The following is a 21,743-nucleotide window of genomic DNA, read 5'->3' as shown; positions in this document are numbered from 1 at the left end:
GAGAACAGACAGATGAAAAATTTCGTAAATGTAGACACAAGATTTCAAAAATCAATCAATCTTACTTTAGATACAGGGGATATGGCATTAGTAAACCGCTATATCCCGACACGTTCCTCCGTATCCATTTTAAAACAGTATCTGACAAATATTGTGCGGGGACAGGGCGAACATGCAACAATACTGATTGGTCCTTATGGAAAAGGAAAATCGCATCTTTTGCTGGTGTTGCTGGCATTACTGTGTAAAAGCAAAGACGAGACAGCAGAAATACAGAAAAAAATCATAGAAGCCGACAATTCAACAAAGTTGCTTTTTATGGAGCTTGCCGAAGTGGGAAGACCGTTTTTGCCGGTGATCGTCTCTTCTTTTCAGGGAGATTTAAACGAATCATTTATTTTTGCATTACAGGAGGCATTAAAAAAGACCGGTATCAGAGATCTGCCGCTTCCGAGTGAGTACAGTGAAGCCGTCCGTACGATGGAGAGTTGGAAGGAATCCTATCCCGACACCTATCAGCGGTTTGAAAAAATGTTAGAAGAGAGAGGATGTACCGCCTCTTTATTTAAGGAACGTTTAAAAAAACAAAAAGAAGCTGCACTCTTAGAATTCAAAGAATTTTACCCGGTACTGACATCCGGAAGTGTTTTCAATCCAATGGTGCAAAAAGAAGCACTTCGGGTCTATGAAGAGGTCAACCGTGTGCTTTGTGCAAAGTACGGATATGCCGGCATTTATATCATCTTTGATGAATTCAGTAAGTATATAGAAGGACATGAAGCAAAGAATTTTGCAAAGGATATGAAGATTTTGCAGGATATGTGCGAATTGGCAGACAGCCGGAAAGAAGAGCAGATGTATCTGACCTTTGTGGCGCATAAGAGTATCCATGAGTATGTCAAAAGTATTGATTCGGAAATGATCCATGCATTCCGTGGGGTAGAAGGGCGGCTGAAAGAGATCCGGTTTGTAGTTTCTTCCCAGAATAATTATGAACTGATTGAGCATGCACTGCATAAGAAAGAGGGATTTTATACCCCGGAAATACAGGAAAGGGCAGAAGCGTCTTATCAGCTTGCCTGTTTTTCACATCTTTTTGAAAAAGAGGATTTTAATCAGATCGTGGCAAAAGGCTGCTATCCGCTGACTCCGGTATGTGCATATGCACTGCTGAATATCAGTGAAAAAATCGGACAGAACGAAAGAACGGTTTTTACATTTTTAGCGGGAAACGAACCGGGCAGCCTGAACCGCATTATGGAGGGCAGGAACAGAGAAAATCTGATCGGTGTAGAATATGTCTATGATTATTTCAAAAATCTGTTTCGGGAGACTGTGGATGAGACCTATATCCATAACGAATGGTTAAAAGCAGAGTATGCTTTAACGAAAGCGGATACGGAGATTGAAAAAAGGATCATTAAGGCAATGGCGATCATCCGTATGATACGCCGCCCGGAAGAGTTAGCGGTACTGAATAAGCCGATCTGTCTGGCGCTGAATATCGAAAAAGAAGAGTGTGACAAGGCAATGCGTGAGCTGATGAAAAAAGAGGTGGTCTTTTTCCGCTCAAGTCTTGGTACCTATGCATTTAAGAACAATATCGGTATTAATATCGAGGAGGCGATTGAAAAAGAAATCCGGCGGCTGCGTCATAGCATCAATACCTGTAAAGTGTTAAACGAGATTTCCGAACTGACCTATGCCGTTCCAAAACAGTACAATCAGGACCGTGCAATGACAAGATATTTCCGATATGAATTCATTGAATATGAAGACTTCCTTTCCATTGGCAGTGCAAAGGTCTTTTTCGAGCACCGTTTTTCCGATGGATATATCTTAGCGATCGTGACAGCAGACAAGGTAGAAAAGGAAAAAGTGCTGCGTCATCTGCGGGAATTAGGGGATGAACGTATTATCGTGTTACTGCCTAAAGAAGAATTTTTATCGGAATGGGCGCTTTTGCGTCTTGCGGCAGTCAGAAGCCTTGCAAAGGATGAGCATTTTATTGAAGAGAATAAAGCGCTCCGTCAGGAGTTAGACCTCTATGAAGAGGACATCCGCTATGAAGTAAATGAGAGATTAAAAAGAGATTTTATGCCGGAAAACGGTGGCTGTTATGTACTTCATACAAGCAGGAAAGAGCCGCATATCCGGACCGGAATGGAATTTAACCGGTATTTAAGCCAGATCTGTGAAGACTACTATTCGTTAGCACCAAGGATCAACCATGAGCTTTTGAATATCCAGAATGTGCAGGGACAGTACTTAAAGGCAAGAAATGATGTGGTAAGAGCCATTTTAGATGGAAAAGATTTAGAGGAATATGAGCGGGGCAGCAGTCCTCAGGCAATGGTGTACCGTGCGGCATTTCTTCGGACAGGACTTGCCGGAGAAGAGTTTCCGTTAGACGGCGGCTGTCGGAAGATCATGGAGGAAATCGAGGACTTTTTTGTGAAAGCAAGTGGAAAGCGGGTATCTTTTCAGATGCTCTATGAACGCTTGCAGGGCAAAGATTATGGGGTGCGAAAAGGTGTGCTTCCGCTGTTTCTTGCGTGGAAATTTTATCTGCTAGAAGGCATGCCGGTGCTGTACCTTGGAAATAAGGAACTGCTGATCACGGTAGAAGTGCTGAACAATATCAACCAGTTTCCGGAAAGCTATGATCTTTATATAGAAAAGAAAGATATGGAAAAAGAGCTTTATTTACAGGAAATGGAGGATATCTTTTGTGATGCGCAGACGGAAAAAATCATACGTTCCAACCGACTTTCCGTCATTATGGAAAATATGCAGAAATGGTATCGTTCCCTGCCGCAGTATACGCGGGTCAGTGAACGCTATCCGCAGGAAATGCTCTATGCGGTCAGAAATTTCCGAAGGTTATTAAAGCAGACGGAGTTAAATCCGAGAGAATTTTTGTTTGAGCAGCTTCCGAATGCCATGGATTCTTCTAAAAATCAGATGACGGGGCTTATAGTCAGGGAAATGAAGTGGAGCATGGATACGCATTTTGAAAATGCGATAGAAGATACGGCAAAGGAGATCAAAAAAATATTTGGTGCAAAAGAAAGCGACAGTCTCAAGGCATGTCTGCAGGACTGGTATGGCAGACAGCAAAACCGTTCCAAACGCTATGTATTGAACAAAAAGATCAAGAGTTTTATGGAATATGTGGGAGAACTGAATACCAACGACGAGCGGGAGATTGTTGCCGTATTATCCAAACGTCTGGAAGATATCTATATTGAGGACTGGAATGACAGATTACAGGAAAAATTCCTGCGTGACATTACAAAGATACGCCAAAAGACAGAGGCGGCAAAGGAAGATGCCGGTTTAGAAAACGGACAAAAAGAGATTTTCCTAAAGACGGCGGATGGAGCGGAGATCCACAAATATTATGATGCGGACGTAAAAGACAGCACCAGTGAATTTTTGAAAAATATGATCGAAGAGGCACTGGATAACTTTGGTGACAGCTTAGAGACAAATCAGAAAGTGGCTGTTTTAGCGGAGGCATTAGAAAAACTATTACAGTAGAGGAAACATCATGGAAGAATACATTTATCTGGACAATGCCGCAACCACTTTTCCAAAACCGGAGGCGGTTTATCGGGCATTGGACCGGGCAAACCGAAATGCAGCAGTCAATGCCGGACGCGGCAGTTATGCATTGGCAGAACAGGCAAAACAGTTGATCGAAGATACTAGAGGGTTACTTCTGACACTCACAAAGGCAAAACCGGCAGCAGAGGTAGTGTTTACACCCTCTGCTACCTTTGCATGCAACCAGATTTTTGGAGGTCTTCCATGGAAAAGAGAAGATATTGTCTATGTCTCACCCTATGAGCATAACGCGGTCATGCGTACTCTGCATTTTTTACAGAAACGCTATGGCTTTGCGATAGAGGAATTGTCGGTAGATGCAGGGACCTTAGAGCTTGATTTAGAAAAAATCCGTTATCAGTTTATCCAAAACCCTCCAACGGTTCTTGCCATGACACATATCAGCAATGTCACAGGGTATATTCTTCCGGTTGAAGAAGTGGCAGCTTTGACAGATACGGAAAAGATGACGGTGATCGTGGATGGTTCGCAGGCATTGGGATTGATCCCTGTCCGTCTGGAACAAAGCGGCATTGATTACTATATATTTGCGGGTCATAAGACACTTTACGGACCGTTTGGAGTCGGCGGTTATATCGCACAATCTACAGGAAATGCAGAAAAATTAGGACTTGTGATCGCAGGAGGAACCGGAAGCAATTCACTGAATTTAGAGATGCCGCAGCTTCTTCCCGACCGTTATGAACCGGGAAGTCCGAACGTACCGGCGATCGCGGGATTGAAAGCGGCGATAGAAACATTTGGAAGTAATTATGAAGAAATGTGTCAGACCATAGAGGAGCATTATCAAAAAGAACGGGAACTGACGGAACTGTTAGAGACAGAGCTTCAAAAAATACAGGGAGTCCATACTTATTTTCCACAGGATAAGGAAAAAAGGAGCGGCATCTGTTCCTTTACAATAGAAGGATATTTTTCGGATGATATAGGAATGTTGCTCGATGAAGATTATCATATCGCAGTCCGGTGCGGCTATCACTGTGCACCGCTGATTCATAAATATTTAAAAGACGAACCATATGGGGGAACGGTGCGTGTGGGCATCGGACAGTTTAATACAAAAGAAGATATCAGGCAACTCATACACGCAGTGGAAGAAATCGCAAGGGGGTAACAAAAGTGAACGACGATTTAAAACGGGTAAATTTAAGAGACATTGTAGACAGGATTTCGGAGAATACGATTGTACTGCCGGATTTCCAGCGAGGTTTTACATGGAAGGAAAACAATCGGCAGAAAGCATTGTTGGCATCTGTCCTGACCAAGCTGCCCATAGGAACGGTTTTATTTTTAAATGTAAAAACAGAAGACTATGGATACAAGAAAATAGGAAAGAATGAAAGAAACATTGACAATTTAGAGGGAAAGCAGGAAGTAAAGGCGCTGTTAGACGGTCAGCAGAGGATCACGGTCTTAACGGCATTCCTTTCCACGAAACTTCAAAGAGAGAACATTGACGATCTCGTATCACCGACACTGGAACGGCGGTATTTTTTAAATCTTCCAAGTTTTCAAAGTGTGATAAATAGCAAAAAAGAAGATCTTTTTGGTGGAACAATCTTAAGTTTTCCGAATTCTTTTCGGGGAAATTATCCGGAGATCTCCAGTGAGGAGATGAAGGAACGGATCACTTTTGTTCACGATCGAAAGAAAGCATTTTTATATGAAAAAGCAGAAACGAAGGATACCCGCGAAATTCGTGAATATTGCAGAAATGTCAATAACAGTGAAGATGGCGATGCTTATCTGCTGCCGTTGTTCTATCTGTTGGATGCCTGTGAACCGGGGGCACCGGGTGCTGTCATTCTTGAGGATGTAGTCAAAGAAATCGGGGCAGAGTATGAGAAATCCATTAGATCATGGCTTCAGGCAGAGGAATATCCAATAGAGGAAAAGGAACAGTATTTAGAAAAATTCGGACTTGAAGACGCACAAAGAGAGGCTGTTTTAGAAGAGATCAAGACAGGAACACTTTTTTTACCAAAAGAAGAAAGAGAAGATAATTTTTCTGATCTTTTAAAGGAACGGAAAATGCAGTGGGGAATGCACCTTTGTGAATATCTGAGAAAATGTATCGAGGATATCCGGCTTTATGAGATTGCAATTTCCGTCAATGATAAAAAGCGCGCCATTGATATCTATGAAAACCTGAACCTGGGAGGAAAATCCCTAAGTGTCTTTGACCTGATCTTAGCAAAGGCATCCAGGCATACGCAGGAGAAGGGAAATCTCTTTACACAGATCGTAGATGACATAGAGCGTGACCACAGGGAGGAATATACCTCATTTGTAGAAAAATGCTCGCCGGGTCAGAAGAACAGTTATAAAAATCACATTGCAGACAGCGACAAACCATATTCGGCAGTGGGACGGATCGGCTGCTGGGATAAATCTCAAAAAGAACTTTCTGCTACCTACATAAAGGCATTGATGAACCTTTTGGGTATCATTGACTATTTTTCAGAGGGAGATCCGGGATTTAGTCTGCGTGATGCTGAGAAGATCCAAAACCTGAACGTGAAAGTCACAAAAAGAGAATATCTGTTGCAGATTCCATCAGAAAAAATATACGGTTATGTGGAGGTGGCATGTCAGGGCTTAGACCGCGCAGCCTTATTTTTACAGATGCGGTGTGGAATCCGAAAGCTTGGTGAAATACATTACAATCTGATGTGGGTTATCTTAGGAACGGTATTTTTAGATGAAGCATGGTTTGAGGACAGTGAAGTCTTAGATTATATGGAAGTCTGGTATTGGAGTGCGATTTTATCGGGAGAGTTCAAGATAGAGCAGAACCGGGCATTTATCCGGAATCTTCAGAATGTTTTATCTGAGATCCAAAACATCAAAGAATCCGATAAGACTTTCACAAAAGCCCTTTGCAATAACGTACTGACAGATAAAAAATTTGCAGACCGTGACATTGTTTTAATGAAAAATCCATCCGTATATCCGGAGGAGGTAATTGGGAATACCATCTGTCAATTTTATTTATCAGAGACATATTCGGATATTTTAAAACCGCTTCCGGAGAAAAACGACTATCAGCCACAAACACTGAGTGCATTAAACGATTCCGTGAAGCTGCAAAAACATCACATTATGCCGATCGGAAGTCTTAGCGTAAAGTATAAAGATGCCAATAAAACGACAGAAAGCCGGAGAAAAGACAACAGCAGTCCGTATAATTCACCGTTGAATTTCCTGCTGATATCGGAAAAAGCGAATGGGCTGATCCAAAACCATACACTGAAAGAATACTTTGAATTGTGTGATAAGACGGCATTAAATAGTGTGGATATTGAAGATCATACATTTACCGATATGTCAGATCGGGAAATCGGATACCGGATCGGTGACGAAGCATTGCAGCTTTTTCTCGAAAAAAGATATGACGATTTTAAGAGCCGTATTACGGCGAAATGTCGGAATTTATTGAATTGTTCAGACATTTGCTGCGGAGAAGGACAGGGAGGAAACTGATATGGAAAAGAATCGGGACAACATGATGCAGACATTGAAGTTTGAAATTTTACATATGGAAAAGAGGAATCTGCGAAGCAAGGCAAAGACAGATCAGCGCATGTCAGAGGAATTGCAGAAAATCATCAAGGAATATGCAAGAGGGATAACGGAATAGGGGGACAGGTATATGAAATTTGAAAGTATTACCATGGAAAATTTCATGCGGTATAAGGGAAGGAATCATATAGAATTTAGCTGTGATGATGTAAAAAATGTAACGGTAGTATTAGGAGACAATACGGTTGGAAAAACGACGATAGCGCAGGCATTCCGCTGGGGTCTGTATGGTGCATTAATGGCAAACGGAACAAAAAGTGCCGGAGATTTTCAGCTTTTAAATACGGATATCTTAGAAATGATGGATGCAAACAGCCGTGCGAAGGTAAAAGTAGAGATTGCAGCAGTTGACGAAGAAAAACGTTATATCATCACAAGAGAGACAACCTATACCAGAGCATTTCCAAAGTTAGAGAGCCGGGAGTTTCAGAAGAAATGTGCGATGCGGATTACCGAGTTAGAGGACATGGAAAGTTATGTCGAGGTAGACAGCAACGAGATAGAGACATTGATCAATGAACTGTTTCCAAAGAACTTGTCCCACTATTTTTTGTTTGATGGAGAACGGTGGAATGATGTCAGTGTAGGAGGTGTCCGGGAAAATATCAAAGAATCGGTACATATTTTAACGGGATTATCTGCATATCGCGAGGCGAAGAACCATTTAAAAGATATGGGAAGCAATTCCGTTATCAAAAAATTCCGTTCAGAGATTAAGGGATCGGGTGCAGTCTATGATAATTTAGAAGCAGAACGAAAAAAATTAGAGCGTGATATCGAAAAGCTTTGGGATGAGATTGAGATATTGGAAGTCAATATCCGGAATTATGAGAAAAAGAATGAAGATATCGAACGTTTCTTAGCAGAAAACCACAATACGGAAGAATTGCAAAGGAAAAAGAAACATTTAGAGCTATTGTGTGAGTCCCAGAGAAAGCAAAGTCTTTATTCTTACAAGACATTGGTAAATGCCATCAGCGATAAAGCCTATATGGTATTTGCCCAGCCAATGCTCCGCGCAAGTATGGAACTATTAAAAAGTGCGAAAATGGAACGACGTGATATCCCATATATGCGTCAGGCAACGATAGATTACATCATTAAGAACAAACGGTGTATCTGCGGTCATGAGATTAAAAAAGACAGCAGTGAGTATTTTGCACTGATGGAGCAGCGAAATTATCTGCCGCCGGCAGATGTCGGTTCCATAATAGGGGACTTTGAGAGAACTGCAAACCGCTGGTACCGCAAAGGTGATGAGCTGTTAGAAGAGATTGATGATTATGCAAAAGAAGTAGACGAGAATGTCCGGGAATATCATGATTCCTGTAACCGTTATGAAAAACTGCAAAAGCAGTTAGATGAACATATTGATTTTGCAGAGAAAAGGAAGACACAGCGTTTCTATAAATCGGAGATCCAGCGTTTTTCTAAGGAAAAGGGAGAAAAAGAAGGACGGATCGAAGCCTGTAAAAAGAGAATAGAAACCACGGAAAAAGAGATGCAAAGCCTAGAAGCAAGAAATGAGCGGAATCGGATCTGGCGGCAACGCTTAGAGATAGCAGAGGAATTGTACCGGCAGCTGGATAAAGAATTTTCTGAGCAGGAAAATAAGATTTTTCTGGAGTTAAACCGGCAGATACAGGAGAATTTCAGCAAAATGTTTAACGCAAAGGATAAAAAGATTGAACTGACACCGAAGTATGAGATTCAGATGCTTTACCGTACGCAGCAGGGATATCGGGAAGAGAAAAATCTGTCCGAAGGCGAGAAAATAGCAAGGAACTTTGCGTTTATTGTAACGATCATGGATTTCAGCAGAAGAAAGAAACAGGAAAAGACCGGGCATGAGACAGCAGATAGTGACACCCTTCCAATCGTATTGGACGGACCGTTTTCTAAGCTGGGAGATGAAAATATCGAATTGATCGCAAAGGTGCTGCCACAGGTTTCGGAACAGGTCATTATCTTTATGTTGAAAAAAGACTGGGAGTATACAAAGTTAGATCCTTACGTTGGAAGCAGATATTACATTGATAAAAAACCGGAAGAATCATTTGCAACGATCAAACCGGCAGGGGAGGAGACAGTTTAATGGAAAATTATAAATTTTTTAACGACCCTTATAAATTTTCAGGTAAGCATGCCCGTATGGTAAGCGAACTATGGTCATTAAATGACTATGAACATAGTTATTTTAAGCGATTGATAGACATCTATATCGTAGCTGCGATTCTGGGATTCAGAATTGACAGAAAAGCCAAAAGAGATTATGCACCGGTAGAACAGAGAACCGTATTTGGGGAGCAGATGAGACAAGCATCAGAAGATTTGGAGTTCATCCTGCAGATGATGCTGTTATTAGAGCCGGCAGGGCAGGGAATCCATGAAGAGTGTATCCGGCGGGCGTTTAAAGGTGTTGAAACAGAAGAAGAGTTCAAACGCTATAATGAACTGTTTGAATCTTATATGCTTGGTGGAGTGGAAGAACTGTATGAAAGACTGGTACTTCAGAAAGAAGAAATAGATACAGATTACAGTGATGATAAGACGGCAAATCTGATGATGTTATTTGAACGGTTTGCTCCGAAGAAAAATTCCTAAAATTTTTATAAAATCTCAGAATTGTTAAAAAATCAGTTTACAAAATATGGGAAAAACAGTATAATAAAAAACGAATTATACTATACCAAGAAATAATCGGTTGTTACAGTATGGTAAGAAACCGAAAAGCTCTAATCCCATTCTTCGGAATGGGATTATCTTTTATATGGATTTTATAGGAATAGTAAAAAAGACAAATTTTTAGTACACAAAATGTTCCGCACAGGCGGTTCTGGGAGGAGAAAAATTTATGGGAGAAATGAGTAAGACAAACATGGACAGGCACAGGAGTTACCGGATCGGACTGGATATCGGTATTGCATCTGTAGGATGGGCAGTACTTGAAAATAACAGTCAGGATGAACCAATCCGTATTCTGGATCTGGGAGTTCGTATTTTTGAGGCAGCAGAGGTTCCAAAAACAGGAGCTGCATTAGCGGCAGAACGAAGAGATGCCAGAACTGCCAGAAGAAGGATCCGCAGAAGACGTCATCGTTTAGAAAGGATTAAGTGGCTGTTTGAAAGAGAAGGACTGATCCAAATAGATTCTTTTATGGAGCGGTATCATTCACCAAATCTGCCGGATGTCTATGAACTTCGTTATGAAGGTTTAGAACGGAAGCTCAGCAATGAGGAATTTGCACAGGTACTGTTGCATATTGCAAAACATCGTGGTTTCCGCTCGACAAGAAAGGCGGAGTTAAAAGAAGGGGACAATGGAAAAGTCTTAAAAGCAACAGAAGAGAACCGCGAACGTATGGAAGAGCATGGCTACCGTACCGTTGGCGAGATGATATATAAAGATGCCTATTTTCATACCGAGTGTGCGTGGGCAGACAATGGATATCTGTTAACACCTAGAAATAAAGCAGATGATTATTCCCACACGATGCTCCGGGCGCTGTTAGAAGAGGAGGTTCACATCCTTTTTGACAGTCAGAGGAAGTTTGGAAATGAAAAGGCGACTGAAAAATTAGAGCAGGAATATTTAGAAATTATGTTGTCACAGCGTTCTTTTGATATGGGACCGGGACAGCAGGCAGACGGAACGCCGAGCCCTTATGCAATGGAGGGATTTGGAAATAAGGTCGGATATTGTACATTAGAAAGAGAATCCGGCGAACGTCGTGCGGCAAAAGCAACCTATACGGCAGAGTTATTTGTTGCACTGCAGAAGATCACACATATGAAATTGGTACATATGGATGGCACATCCAGATTTTTTACGGAAGAGGAGCGGAACATTTTATTAGAAATGCTTTCGTCCAAAAAAGAGATTAAATATGCAGCAGTCCGTAAAAAGCTGAATCTGCCGTTAGAAGAAAAGTTCAATACATTGAATTATAATATGAAGCGTAAAGGAAAAGACAATGAAGAGGAAGGAATGGATGAAGCTGCCATAATTGCTGCAACGGAAAAGGCAACTTTTATCAGTATGTCCAATTGTTATGAATACCGCAAGAGGATCGGCGATTATTTAGATACCCTGCCGGAAGAAGAACAACAGGATCTTTTAGATGAAATTGGAACGATTCTGACCTGTTATAAGAACGATGACAGCCGTATGAACCGTTTGACGGAGGCAGGTCTGTCGAAGGAACTGGCGGATTCTTTGTTAGAGCTGACACCTGCGAAGTTCCAGCATCTTTCTATAAAAGCAATGAAAAATATCATGCCTTATATGAAAGAAGGTATGGTATATGATAAAGCATGCGAAGCAGCGGGCTATGATTTTAAAAATGATAATCATGGAAAGAAAATGAAGCTGCTAAAGGGCGAAAATATTACGGAAATCATTAATGAGATTACAAATCCGGTTGTAAAGCGTTCCGTTTCACAGACGGTAAAAGTCATCAATGCGATTATTTTAAAATACGGGAGTCCACAGGCGGTAAGTATTGAGCTTGCCCGCGAAATGTCTAAGAATTTCGAAGAGCGAAAAAAAGCAGAGAAACAGATAGAGGAAAACCGTAAAAAGAATGAAATGGCGAAAAAGGAGATTCAGGAACTGGGCAAACTTTCGCCGAACGGTCAGGATATTTTGAAATACCGTTTATGGCATGATCAACAGGGAATATGCCTTTATACCGGTAAAAAGATACCGTTAGAAGAACTGTTTCAGCCGGGATATGATATTGACCACATTCTTCCTTACAGTATCACTTTTGATGACAGTTACCGGAACAAGGTGCTGGTTACTTCACAGGCAAACCGTGAGAAAGGAAACCGTACGCCATATGAGTATTTTGGTCAGGATGAGGTTCATTGGAGTGCCTATGAAGCAAGAGTCAATCATTTTATCAAGGACTATAAGAAACGTAGAAATTTATTAAAACAGGGATTTACAAAAGAAGACCGCAGGGAATTCAAAGAGCGTAATTTAAATGATACAAAGTATATTACACGCGTGATCTATAATATGATCCGTCAGAATTTAGAGATGGAGCCTTTGAATCGGGAAGACAGGAAGAAACAGGTCTTTGCTGTCAATGGTTCCATAACAGCTTATTTAAGAAAAAGATGGGGACTGATGCAAAAAGACCGTTCTACCGACACGCATCATGCAATGGATGCTGTAGTAGTAGCCTGTTGTACAGATGGTATGATTCAAAAAATTTCCAGAAGTACACAGTATCGTGAGGTCTTATACAAAGGACAGAGTCACCCGGATTATGAGATTGTGGATGTGGAAACCGGTGAAATCATTTCTTTAGAAGACCTTTCAAGAGAAGAGTGGGACGAGCGTTACGGAGCACAGGTACCGCCGCCATGGGAGCATTTTAAAGAAGAGTTAGAAGTCCGTATGGGAAGTGATCCGAAGAATGATCTGGATGCACATCCGGATATGTACCAGTTGTTCCGTTATCCGGAAGATGTATATAACAATATCCGGCCGATCTTTGTGTCAAGGATGCCAAATCACAAGGTGACCGGCGCAGCACATGCAGATACAATACGAAGTCCGAGACATTACAAAGACGGTGGAGAGATATTTGCGGATGGTGGCTATGTATTATCACGAACCAATATTGAAGATTTAAAACTGGATAAGGATGGAGAGATTAAAGATTACTACAATAAGGACAGTGACAGATTACTATATGAAGCATTAAGGGCACGACTGGCAGAATATGATGGTGATGGAAAAAAGGCATTTGCCGAAGAGTTTTATAAGCCAAAAGCAGATGGTACACAGGGTCCTATTGTAAAAAAGGTGAAAACCTATAAAAAAATGTCTCTTGGCGTGGAAATCAATAAGGATGAAGCCGGAGTTGGACGCGGAATTGCCGAAAATGCAAATGGCGGTATGATTCGTGTGGACGTTTTCCGGGAAAATGGAAAATACTATTTTGTACCGATTTATATTGCGGATGCCTTGAAGAAGAGATTGCCGAATAAAGCAGCTATGCAGAATAAGCCATATAGCGAATGGAAAGAAATGAAGGACGAGAACTTTTTGTTTAGTCTGTATTCGAGGGATTTGATAGGGTTTCATCATCTAAAAGGGAAAAAGGTAAAATGTAAGGATGGAACAGAAGTTATATTAACTAAAGAACTCGTATACTATATAGGGGCCAATATACATACAGCAAGTTTTGCGTGTAAAGCACATAATGGAAAATATGAATTTGATGGTTTGGGTATTCAGTCTTTAAAAGAGTTGAAAAAATACCAGGTGGATGTTCTTGGAAATGTAACAGAAGTTCGTCAGGAAAAGAGAAGAGGGTTTCAGTAAATGGGATACCGGAATATAAAAATTGAAACATCTCAGCAACTAAACATTAAAAATAGTCAGCTTTTGATAGGTTCATCCGGTGAAGTGCAGATTCCTTTAGAGGATATCAACAGTATTCTCATAGAAAGTCAGTCGGTGACGCTGTCCAGTTATTTTTTGCAGAAAATGGCAGAAATGGGGATTGCAGTGTATGTTTGCGATGAGAAACATTTGCCAAATGCAGTGCTTCTCCCTATGGTACGCCATAGCCGTCATTTTAAACTGTTAAAATGTCAGATGAATCTTGGAAAGCCAAAACAAAAAAGGCTTTGGCAGCAGATTGTGATCAGAAAAATTGAAAATCAGTCTGCCTGTCTTAGATTCTTAAATTTAGAGGGCGCCGAAGAGCTTTTAAAAATGTCAAAACAGGTGCAATCCGGTGATAAAACAAATGTTGAAGCAAAGGCAGCAGCTTTTTATTTTCGCAAGTTATATGGTTTGGGATTTTCCAGAGGTGATGATCATATCATTAACGCAGCATTAAATTATGGATATGCAATTGTGCGTGGAATGATCGCGCGTTCTATCATTTGTTATGGATTAGAGCCTTCTTTGGGACTATTCCATAGCAGTGAGTTAAATAGTTATAACTTGGCAGATGATTTTATTGAGGTATTTCGTCCGGTTGTAGATTTGCATGTTTCCGGTCGTTTTGACATATCAGAGGTTGATCGGGCATTAACGCCTGAAATAAAAAGAGAATTATATGGAATAGTAAATTATGACATGTTAGTAAGAGGAGAGAAGCATATACTGAGTAATTGCATTGACAAAGTAGTTGCAAGTTATAGCAGTGCATTGCAGGGAAACCGAGAAGAATTGGAACTTCCGGTTTTAATGGAGTTACAGGTACATCGTTATGAGTAAGTTTATGAGAATGATTGTGTTTTTTGATTTGCCGGTTGGAACGGCAAGAGAACGAAAAGCGGCAACAAAGTTTCGCAATTTTTTAATTAAAGATGGATACCATATGGTGCAATATTCGGTATACTCCAGAATCTGCAATGGAAATGATGCAGTTGAAATGCATGAAGCACGGCTAAAACAGCATCTACCATCAAGAGGTTCTATACGATTATTAACTATTACAGAAAAACAATACGAATCTATTCACATTTTGTTGGGAGAAGCTGTTTTTGACGATACAAGCGAAGCGACAGAACTGATTAATATTTTTTAAAAGATAGAAATTTTCTAAAAAAGTAGTAAAAATAGGAATTTTTTTAAAAGAGAAACCCCGCATAATCCCTATGGTTATGCGGGGTTGTTGCTGTCCTATTATACCATACCAAGAAATAATAGGGAACTACAGCTTATGAATCAAAAAGGTGGAGTAGGAAAGTATTATACCATACCAAGAAATAATAGGGAACTACAGCTTGTAGAACCGGCTGCATCCGCTGACTGCTATTATACCATACCAAGAAATAATAGGGAACTACAGCATTTCACACATGGCTTCCTGTGCCTGTGTATTATACCATACCAAGAAATAATAGGGAACTACAGCTTTAACAGCAAGATTCTTTTCTACTTGTCTATTATACCATACCAAGAAATAATAGGGAACTACAGCCATACAACTGCATCTGTTCCAACCTATCCTATTATACCATACCAAGAAATAATAGGGAACTACAGCCAGACACCGGGATAGCATTTTGTATTGATTATTATACCATACCAAGAAATAATAGGGAACTACAGCGGCTCTTCGCTTCAATCTTCGCATACACAATTATACCATACCAAGAAATAATAGGGAACTACAGCGACTCCAAGTAGTATACTGGATGCTTTCGCATTATACCATACCAAGAAATAATAGGGAACTACAGCCCCCAGTCCCAACAGATAACTTTTATCGCTATTATACCATACCAAGAAATAATAGGGAACTACAGCATCTGGCCCAACAGATACATACCATACGGAATTATACCATACCAAGAAATAATAGGGAACTACAGCAGGAGCTACTGTCACGGTATTAGAGCAAGGATTATACCATACCAAGAAATAATAGGGAACTACAGCTATGTGTGACGGTAAGACTTGGCGCGATCTATTATACCATACCAAGAAATAATAGGGAACTACAGCCCATTTTATTGGCATTATCGGACATATCTGATTATACCATACCAAGAAATAATAGGGAACTACAGCCGTAATATGCATCACCTGTATAAGTTTCAAATTATACCATACCAAGAAATAATAGGGAACTACAGCATGAGTTATCAGACCTTATGAGCATGGGCGATTATACCATACCAAGAAATAATAGGGAACTACAGCAGCGTAATCGTAGTTGAAGTTGGGAAAAATATTATACCATACCAAGAAATAATAGGGAACTACAGCTAATTTTACTCTAGCATTGTATAATGATTTATTATACCATACCAAGAAATAATAGGGAACTATAGCTGTCAAGGGTGGTATGGGATATTGGAATCATTATCCATACCCCAAAATAAAAAAATACCGTTGCTTAGAATTATATAAATTGTATAATACACTATTTTATCCAACTATACCTGCGGTATAAATAATTAAAATTGCAAAAATTCACAAGCATTTACTTGAAAATCATTTCACAGCTCGCTTTCAGAAAAGTCCCACACCACCCTTTACAAAAACTTTCCCTACATTTTACAAGCAACTGATAGCAATAAAAAACATGAATTTGCTACATTAGAAATAAGAATAAAAGACAGATATGAAATGGAGAATAGAATGAAAGGGAAAAAGACACTTGTATGGGCGCATCGGGGAGCCAGCAAATATGCACCGGAAAACACATTGCCGGCGTTTCAAAAGGCAATCGAGATGGGAGCAGATGGAATAGAGCTGGATGTTCAGATGACAAAAGATAACCAATGCATAGTCATCCACGATGAAACGGTAAAACGTGTCAGTAATGGAACTGTCTGGGTAAAAGACAGCACTTTAGAGGAGCTGCGGCAATTTGATTATAGCAAAGGTTTTACAGAATACGGAAAAGTGCAGATACCGACACTGGAAGAGGTACTGCAGCTGGTAGTACCATCCGGTCTGACCATCAATATAGAATTAAAAACAGGAAAAATCTGTTATAAAAATATAGTGGATGAAGTGCTGCGGCTGATCTATCAGTATGGATATCAGAAAAAAGTGATCTTATCCTCTTTCAACCACTACACCTTGCAGGAGGTCCGTAAAAAAGATAAGCACATTCAGACAGGACTTCTCTATCGGGATGGGATCGTGAATGTGTGCGAGTATGCTTATCGGGAAATAGGAACCAATGCGTTGCATCCGGCACTGTATAATACCGGATATGAGGAATTTTATCAGCAGGCGGAAAAGTTTTGTCAGAAAATACATGTGTGGACCGTAGATAAAGAAGCGGACATCCGGGAAATGTGCCGTAATCAGGTAGATGCGATCATAACCAATGATCCAAAGTCCGCCAAAAAAATCGTAGATGAATATGAGAATGGCAGTCTGATACCGGAACTGGTAAAAAGGATGAAAAAGTTATAAAAAAGAAAAATATAAGCCTCGTGGTTTTTGGAAAAAGCAGAAACCACGAGGCTGTTTTAAAATATGCAAGAAATATGACTGAAAATTATAAAAAAAGAATTAAAACAATTGAAAAGATAGAACAAAATGATATAATTAAAACAATAGTCAGAACTATAGGGGGAAAGCTATAATGTTTCTGAAAGGAAGGGAGAAGGCATATGGTACAGTACTTAAAGAAAATTTTTAGAACAGAAAAGATCAAAAAGAAAATTATGACATCGTTTATTGTTGTCATCGTATTGATGTCAATAGGAACAACATTGGGGGCAATTACGTTGTTCTATACGACAAGGCAGTATAATGCAGCATTGGAAAACTATGGATTTTCACAGGGGGATATTGGAAAGGCAATGATTTCCTTTGCGGATATGCGAAGTGCGACCAGAGCTGGCATCGGAGAAGATGATACAGAACTGATAGCAGAGAGTGTGAAAGAGCATGATGCTCAGGCGGAAGAATGTTCTAAAAACATGAAACTCATCAAAGAGTGTTTAAGTTCAAAAGAAGAAAAAGCAATTTATGAAAAAATAGAAACGACCATGAGAGAATATTACACAATAGAAGCAGAAGTACTTGAGCTTGGAACGACGAAAGATCTGAGCAAGAGTGTGCAGGCACAGAAAATGGCAGCAGAGAAATTAGACCCTGCTTATGATCAAGTGTATGACAATATGAAAGATTTATTAGACCTTAAGGAAAAAGAAGGTAATGCCTTAAAGAGTTTATTGTTAAAAGCAATCAATATCGCAGTAATCATATTAATTGTTGTATTAATCATCAGTATCAGCATTTCTAATGTTTTAGCAAGAACCGTATCAAACGCGATCGCAACACCATTGCAGGAGCTTGCAGAGCGGCTGAAAGCATTTGCAAAAGGAGATTTAAGCAGCGAGTTCCCGGTTATTGATACACAGGATGAGGTTGCGGATATTGAAAACGTTGCTCGTGAGATGGCGCAGAATCTGGACGTGATCATCGAAGACATCAAATATTGTATGGGTGAAATGGGAAATGGTAACTATACCGTAAGAACCAGTGCAGAAGAAAAGTATACAGGAGATTTTGAGGCACTTTTATTATCCATTCGTCAGATGCATAGAAATATGAACGATACCTTACACCAGATAGATGATTCTTCCGTTCAGGTACTTGCAGGTTCCGAGAATTTAGCACAGGCGGCACAGAATCTTGCAGAAGGTGCAACGGAACAGGCGGGAGCAGTAGAAGAATTGTTAGCAACCTTTAGTGATATTACATCCGGCGTGGAAAAGACGGTGCAGCATGTAGGCGAAGCAGGAAGCATGTCACGCCAGTATGCGGAAGATGCGAAAAAGAGCAGTGAAGAAATGAAAGACATGATGGCGGTCATGGCACATATGAGTGAGACATCACAAAAAATTGGCAGCATCATAGATGAGATAGAAGAGATCGCATCCCAGACAAACCTGCTTTCACTGAATGCAAGTATTGAGGCAGCAAGAGCAGGCGAAGCAGGAAAAGGCTTTGCGGTTGTAGCGAGCCAGATCGGAAAACTTGCAGACGAGAGCGCTCAGTCAGCAGTCAACACCAGAAATATGATCATGACCGTCATTAATGAGGTAGAGAGCGGAACAAATACGGCACAAAGAACAGCAGAGACACTGGAAGAAGTAGTACAGGGAGTCGGACAGATCGCAGACGTAACAGAAGAGGCAGAAGAGCTGGCAAAGACTCAGGCAGAAGCAATGCGGCAGGCAGAAGCGGCATTGAATCAGATATCCGAAGTCGTACAGTCGAACTCAGCGACAGCAGAAGAATCCTCAGCAACAAGCGAAGAGCTTTCCGCACAGTCCGAAGGATTGAAAGATTTAGTTGGTAAGTTCCAGCTGGATGCAGTATAAAGACAAAAAACAGAATAATAGAAAAAAGGAGAGTTTTTTAAAAAAGCCCCTTAAGAAAATCCAAATACATCCGATAACTTATATAAGAAACCAGTAAAAAAGGTTTTTGCACCTGATTTTCAAGGAAGAAAGGAGATGCCGTTATGCGTATAGATGCATATAATCAGATAGCACAACTGTATAAGACCGGAAAAAGCGTCAGAACGAATAAGGTAAATAATACAGCTTCTGTTCGTGATGAAGTACAGATTTCCCAGACAGCTCGTGATTATCAGATCGCAAAACAGGCAGTAGCAGGGGCTTCAGATGTTAGGGAAGATAAGGTGGCACAGCTAAAAGCAAGTATGAGTTCTGGTAATTACAGCGTAGAAACGGATAGCTTCGCAAATAAGTTATTAGAGAAATACAAAGCTGCAATGATGTAAGTGAGGACAGAAATTGGCTAGTTTGATGAACGAACTTTTGGAAGTTCTGGAAAATGAAGAAGCGGGTTACCGCGAATTGGTAGAGGCATCCACCAGAAAAAAGGAAGTCATTATTAAAGCGGATATCAGAGCTTTGGAAGAAATTACTGCAGAGGAACAGGAGATTGCCGGAAAGATCAAGAACATTGAGAATAAGCGAATTTCCATTATGGAAGATATTGCCAATGTTTTAAATCGCAAGCCGGAGGACTTGACGGTAGATGCCCTGTTAGAAATATTAGCGAATCAGCCAAAGGAGCAGGAACAATTAGCCAAGATCCGCTTACAGTTAAAAGATACCCTGACAGAAATGAAGAATATCAATGAACAGAATCAGACATTAGTGAACCAGGCAATGGAGCTGGTGGAGTTTGATATGGCATTGTTAAAGAGCATGAGACAGGCTCCTGAAACTGCCAACTATAACAGACAGGCATACAATACCGGAGAGCTTTTAGGAAGCGGCGGTTTTGATGCGAAACAGTAAGATGGCAGGAGGAACATGTAATGGCAAACGGAATGGGTACGCTATACATAGCATCATCTGGACTGCGTAACAGCCAGAATGCGTTGAATACAACTGCGAATAATCTTGCTAACGTAGATACGGAAGGGTATGTACGTCAGCAAGTTTTATTTTCAGACAAAGAATATAATACATTTGGTACGGCTGCAGTCAGTAAGCAGCAGGCAGGTCTTGGCCTTGACATTGGCGACGTGGTTCATGCCAGAGATTATTTTTTAGATAAGGCATATCGTGCAGAGTCCGGAAGACAGGCATTTTATGAATCCTGTTTTACCGCAGTAGACGAGATACAGACCTATTTTCAGGAAATGGAAGGAAAGACCTTCCAGTCGGCATTGGAAGATTTCAAAAAAGCATTTCAGGAACTTGCAAAAGATCCGTCAGATTCCGTAAGACAGAATCTGGTTGTTCAGAAAGCAGGTTTATTCCTGTCGCGCTCCCAAAGTGTATATGAAGGTTTGAAATCCTATCAGTCCAATATCAATACAAAGGTATCCCAGGATATAGACAAAATAAATAAACTTGGTCACAAGATACATGAATTGAACCAACAGATCAGTAAGATAGAAGCCGGCGGTATAGAAACGGCAATGGATCTGCGTGATGAAAGAGATTTAGCGCTTGATCAGTTAGGAGCGCTTGCGAAGATTTCATATAAAGAAGATTACAAGGGCGTTGTAACGGTAAAGTTAGAGGATGAATACTTTGTCGATGAACTTCACACATATGAAATCGGTAAAAAGACAGATAAACTGACAGGCTTTATCACACCATATTGGCCACAACTTTCAGATACCGACAGGGATATCTATGTGAACGTGTTTGACTTCAATGTGGATATCAGTACAGCATTAAACAGTGATGTTGGAGAATTAAAGGCACTGATCATGTCAAGAGGTGACCATTGGGCAGATTATTCAGATATTGAAGGAAAAGGCGAGCAGGAGTATCTGGATACAACGAACCTTTCCGTTATTATTGATATGCAGGCAAAGTTAGACCAGATGGTTCACAACATGATCACGGCGATCAACGATCAGCTTTGCCCGAATGTGACAGGTCCGGTCGGCGTTACCTATCAGGATGCCAACGGCAATACCGTAAACCTCAGTGATGCAAAAGTACTTGATACAGAGAACTGTGCAAGGGGAAGTGATGGAGAACTTCCACCGCGTGAACTGTTTGTCAGAGCAGGGATCGAGCGCTATACAGAAGTGACCGGAAGTGATGGTAAAACCTATTATGTATATAATGAGGAAGATACCAGTGATACTTCCTATATGTATAGTTTAACGAGCTGCGGAGTAAATGAAGAGCTGAAAAAAATCGAAACGTTATTCCCTCATTTGAAACAGAACGGAGAAGTAGACCAGCAGCTTGGAGAAAGGTTAGAGGCACTTTGGAATAAGGACTTAGTCGGACTTGATCCGACAGATCCGGATGAATGTAACATAGAAGAATACTATCAGAAAATGATAGGAGGTCTTGCAACGGTAGGAAATGTTTACCAGAAAAAAGCAGAAGACCTTGCAGGAAGTGTTCTGACAATAGAAAATAACCGTCAGCAGGTCATCGGAGTGTCTTCTGATGAGGAGCTTCAGAACATGATAAAATTCCAGAATGCATACAATGCATCCAGTCGTTTTATGACAGTGATCAGTGACATGATAGAACATATCGTTACCAGATTAGGAAATGGTTAAGGAGGG

General features: G+C 40.6%; 14 protein-coding genes and 1 CRISPR repeat array. All 14 genes read left to right on the top strand.

Annotation, left to right across the window (positions count from 1 at the left end; translation table 11 throughout):
- Positions 1-12: 12 nt before the first annotated feature.
- The 14 genes from WMO43_RS09750 to flgK all read left to right on the top strand — a co-directional run bounded on the left by WMO43_RS09750 (position 13) and on the right by flgK (position 21,737).
- Positions 13-3,543: a DUF6079 family protein gene (locus tag WMO43_RS09750; protein WP_353531031.1), complete on the top strand. Its 3,531-nt coding sequence runs from the start codon at positions 13-15 to the stop codon at positions 3,541-3,543.
- Between the two features lie 10 nt (positions 3,544-3,553).
- The gene (locus WMO43_RS09745) at positions 3,554-4,744 is read left to right on the top strand and encodes an aminotransferase class V-fold PLP-dependent enzyme (RefSeq protein ID WP_353531030.1); all 1,191 of its coding nucleotides are present in this window, start codon (positions 3,554-3,556) and stop codon (positions 4,742-4,744) included.
- A gap of 5 nt (positions 4,745-4,749) precedes the next feature.
- Positions 4,750-7,113, top strand: coding sequence for a DUF262 domain-containing protein (locus WMO43_RS09740; RefSeq protein WP_353531029.1), 2,364 nt, complete (start codon positions 4,750-4,752; stop codon positions 7,111-7,113).
- A gap of 1 nt (position 7,114) precedes the next feature.
- Entirely contained in the window at positions 7,115-7,270 is a 156-nt protein-coding gene (locus WMO43_RS09735) for a hypothetical protein (RefSeq protein WP_353531028.1), read from the top strand.
- Between the two features lie 12 nt (positions 7,271-7,282).
- Positions 7,283-9,307: an AAA family ATPase gene (locus tag WMO43_RS09730; RefSeq protein ID WP_353531027.1), complete on the top strand. Its 2,025-nt coding sequence runs from the start codon at positions 7,283-7,285 to the stop codon at positions 9,305-9,307.
- The gene (locus WMO43_RS09725; RefSeq protein ID WP_353531026.1) at positions 9,307-9,816 is read left to right on the top strand and encodes a hypothetical protein; all 510 of its coding nucleotides are present in this window, start codon (positions 9,307-9,309) and stop codon (positions 9,814-9,816) included. The genes WMO43_RS09730 and WMO43_RS09725 overlap by 1 nt, the downstream gene beginning before the upstream one ends.
- A 250-nt stretch (positions 9,817-10,066) precedes the next feature.
- Complete coding sequence (cas9, locus tag WMO43_RS09720) at positions 10,067-13,552, top strand: type II CRISPR RNA-guided endonuclease Cas9 (RefSeq protein WP_353531025.1); 3,486 nt, start codon at positions 10,067-10,069, stop codon at positions 13,550-13,552.
- Entirely contained in the window at positions 13,553-14,458 is a 906-nt protein-coding gene (gene cas1 / locus WMO43_RS09715) for a type II CRISPR-associated endonuclease Cas1 (RefSeq protein WP_353531024.1), read from the top strand.
- A gap of 4 nt (positions 14,459-14,462) precedes the next feature.
- On the top strand, positions 14,463-14,771 hold the full coding sequence (cas2, locus tag WMO43_RS09710; protein WP_353531023.1) for a CRISPR-associated endonuclease Cas2: 309 nt from the start codon (positions 14,463-14,465) through the stop codon (positions 14,769-14,771).
- 97 nt (positions 14,772-14,868) lie between these two features.
- Positions 14,869-16,024: direct repeats of the CRISPR family, unit length 36 nt; unit sequence ATTATACCATACCAAGAAATAATAGGGAACTACAGC.
- Positions 16,025-16,333: 309 nt separating this feature from the next.
- Positions 16,334-17,122, top strand: a complete 789-nt coding sequence (locus WMO43_RS09705) for a glycerophosphodiester phosphodiesterase (RefSeq protein ID WP_353531022.1) — start codon at positions 16,334-16,336, stop codon at positions 17,120-17,122.
- A 200-nt stretch (positions 17,123-17,322) separates the two neighbouring features.
- Positions 17,323-19,044 carry a HAMP domain-containing methyl-accepting chemotaxis protein gene (locus WMO43_RS09700; protein ID WP_353531021.1) on the top strand — a complete coding sequence of 574 codons (1,722 nt, stop codon included), beginning with the start codon at positions 17,323-17,325 and terminating at the stop codon, positions 19,042-19,044.
- 143 nt (positions 19,045-19,187) lie between these two features.
- Positions 19,188-19,469: a flagellar biosynthesis anti-sigma factor FlgM gene (gene flgM / locus WMO43_RS09695; protein WP_353531020.1), complete on the top strand. Its 282-nt coding sequence runs from the start codon at positions 19,188-19,190 to the stop codon at positions 19,467-19,469.
- Between the two features lie 13 nt (positions 19,470-19,482).
- Complete coding sequence (locus WMO43_RS09690; protein ID WP_353531019.1) at positions 19,483-19,995, top strand: flagellar protein FlgN; 513 nt, start codon at positions 19,483-19,485, stop codon at positions 19,993-19,995.
- Positions 19,996-20,015: 20 nt separating this feature from the next.
- Entirely contained in the window at positions 20,016-21,737 is a 1,722-nt protein-coding gene (flgK, locus tag WMO43_RS09685) for a flagellar hook-associated protein FlgK (protein WP_353531018.1), read from the top strand.
- Positions 21,738-21,743: the final 6 nt, after the last annotated feature.

The sequence above is a fragment of the Maccoyibacter intestinihominis genome, assembly GCF_040096355.1.
Lineage (GTDB): Bacteria > Bacillota > Clostridia > Lachnospirales > Lachnospiraceae > Maccoyibacter > Maccoyibacter intestinihominis.
The sequence above is the reverse complement of the archived record's forward strand: the minus strand, read 5'-3'. Positions and strand labels throughout refer to the sequence as shown.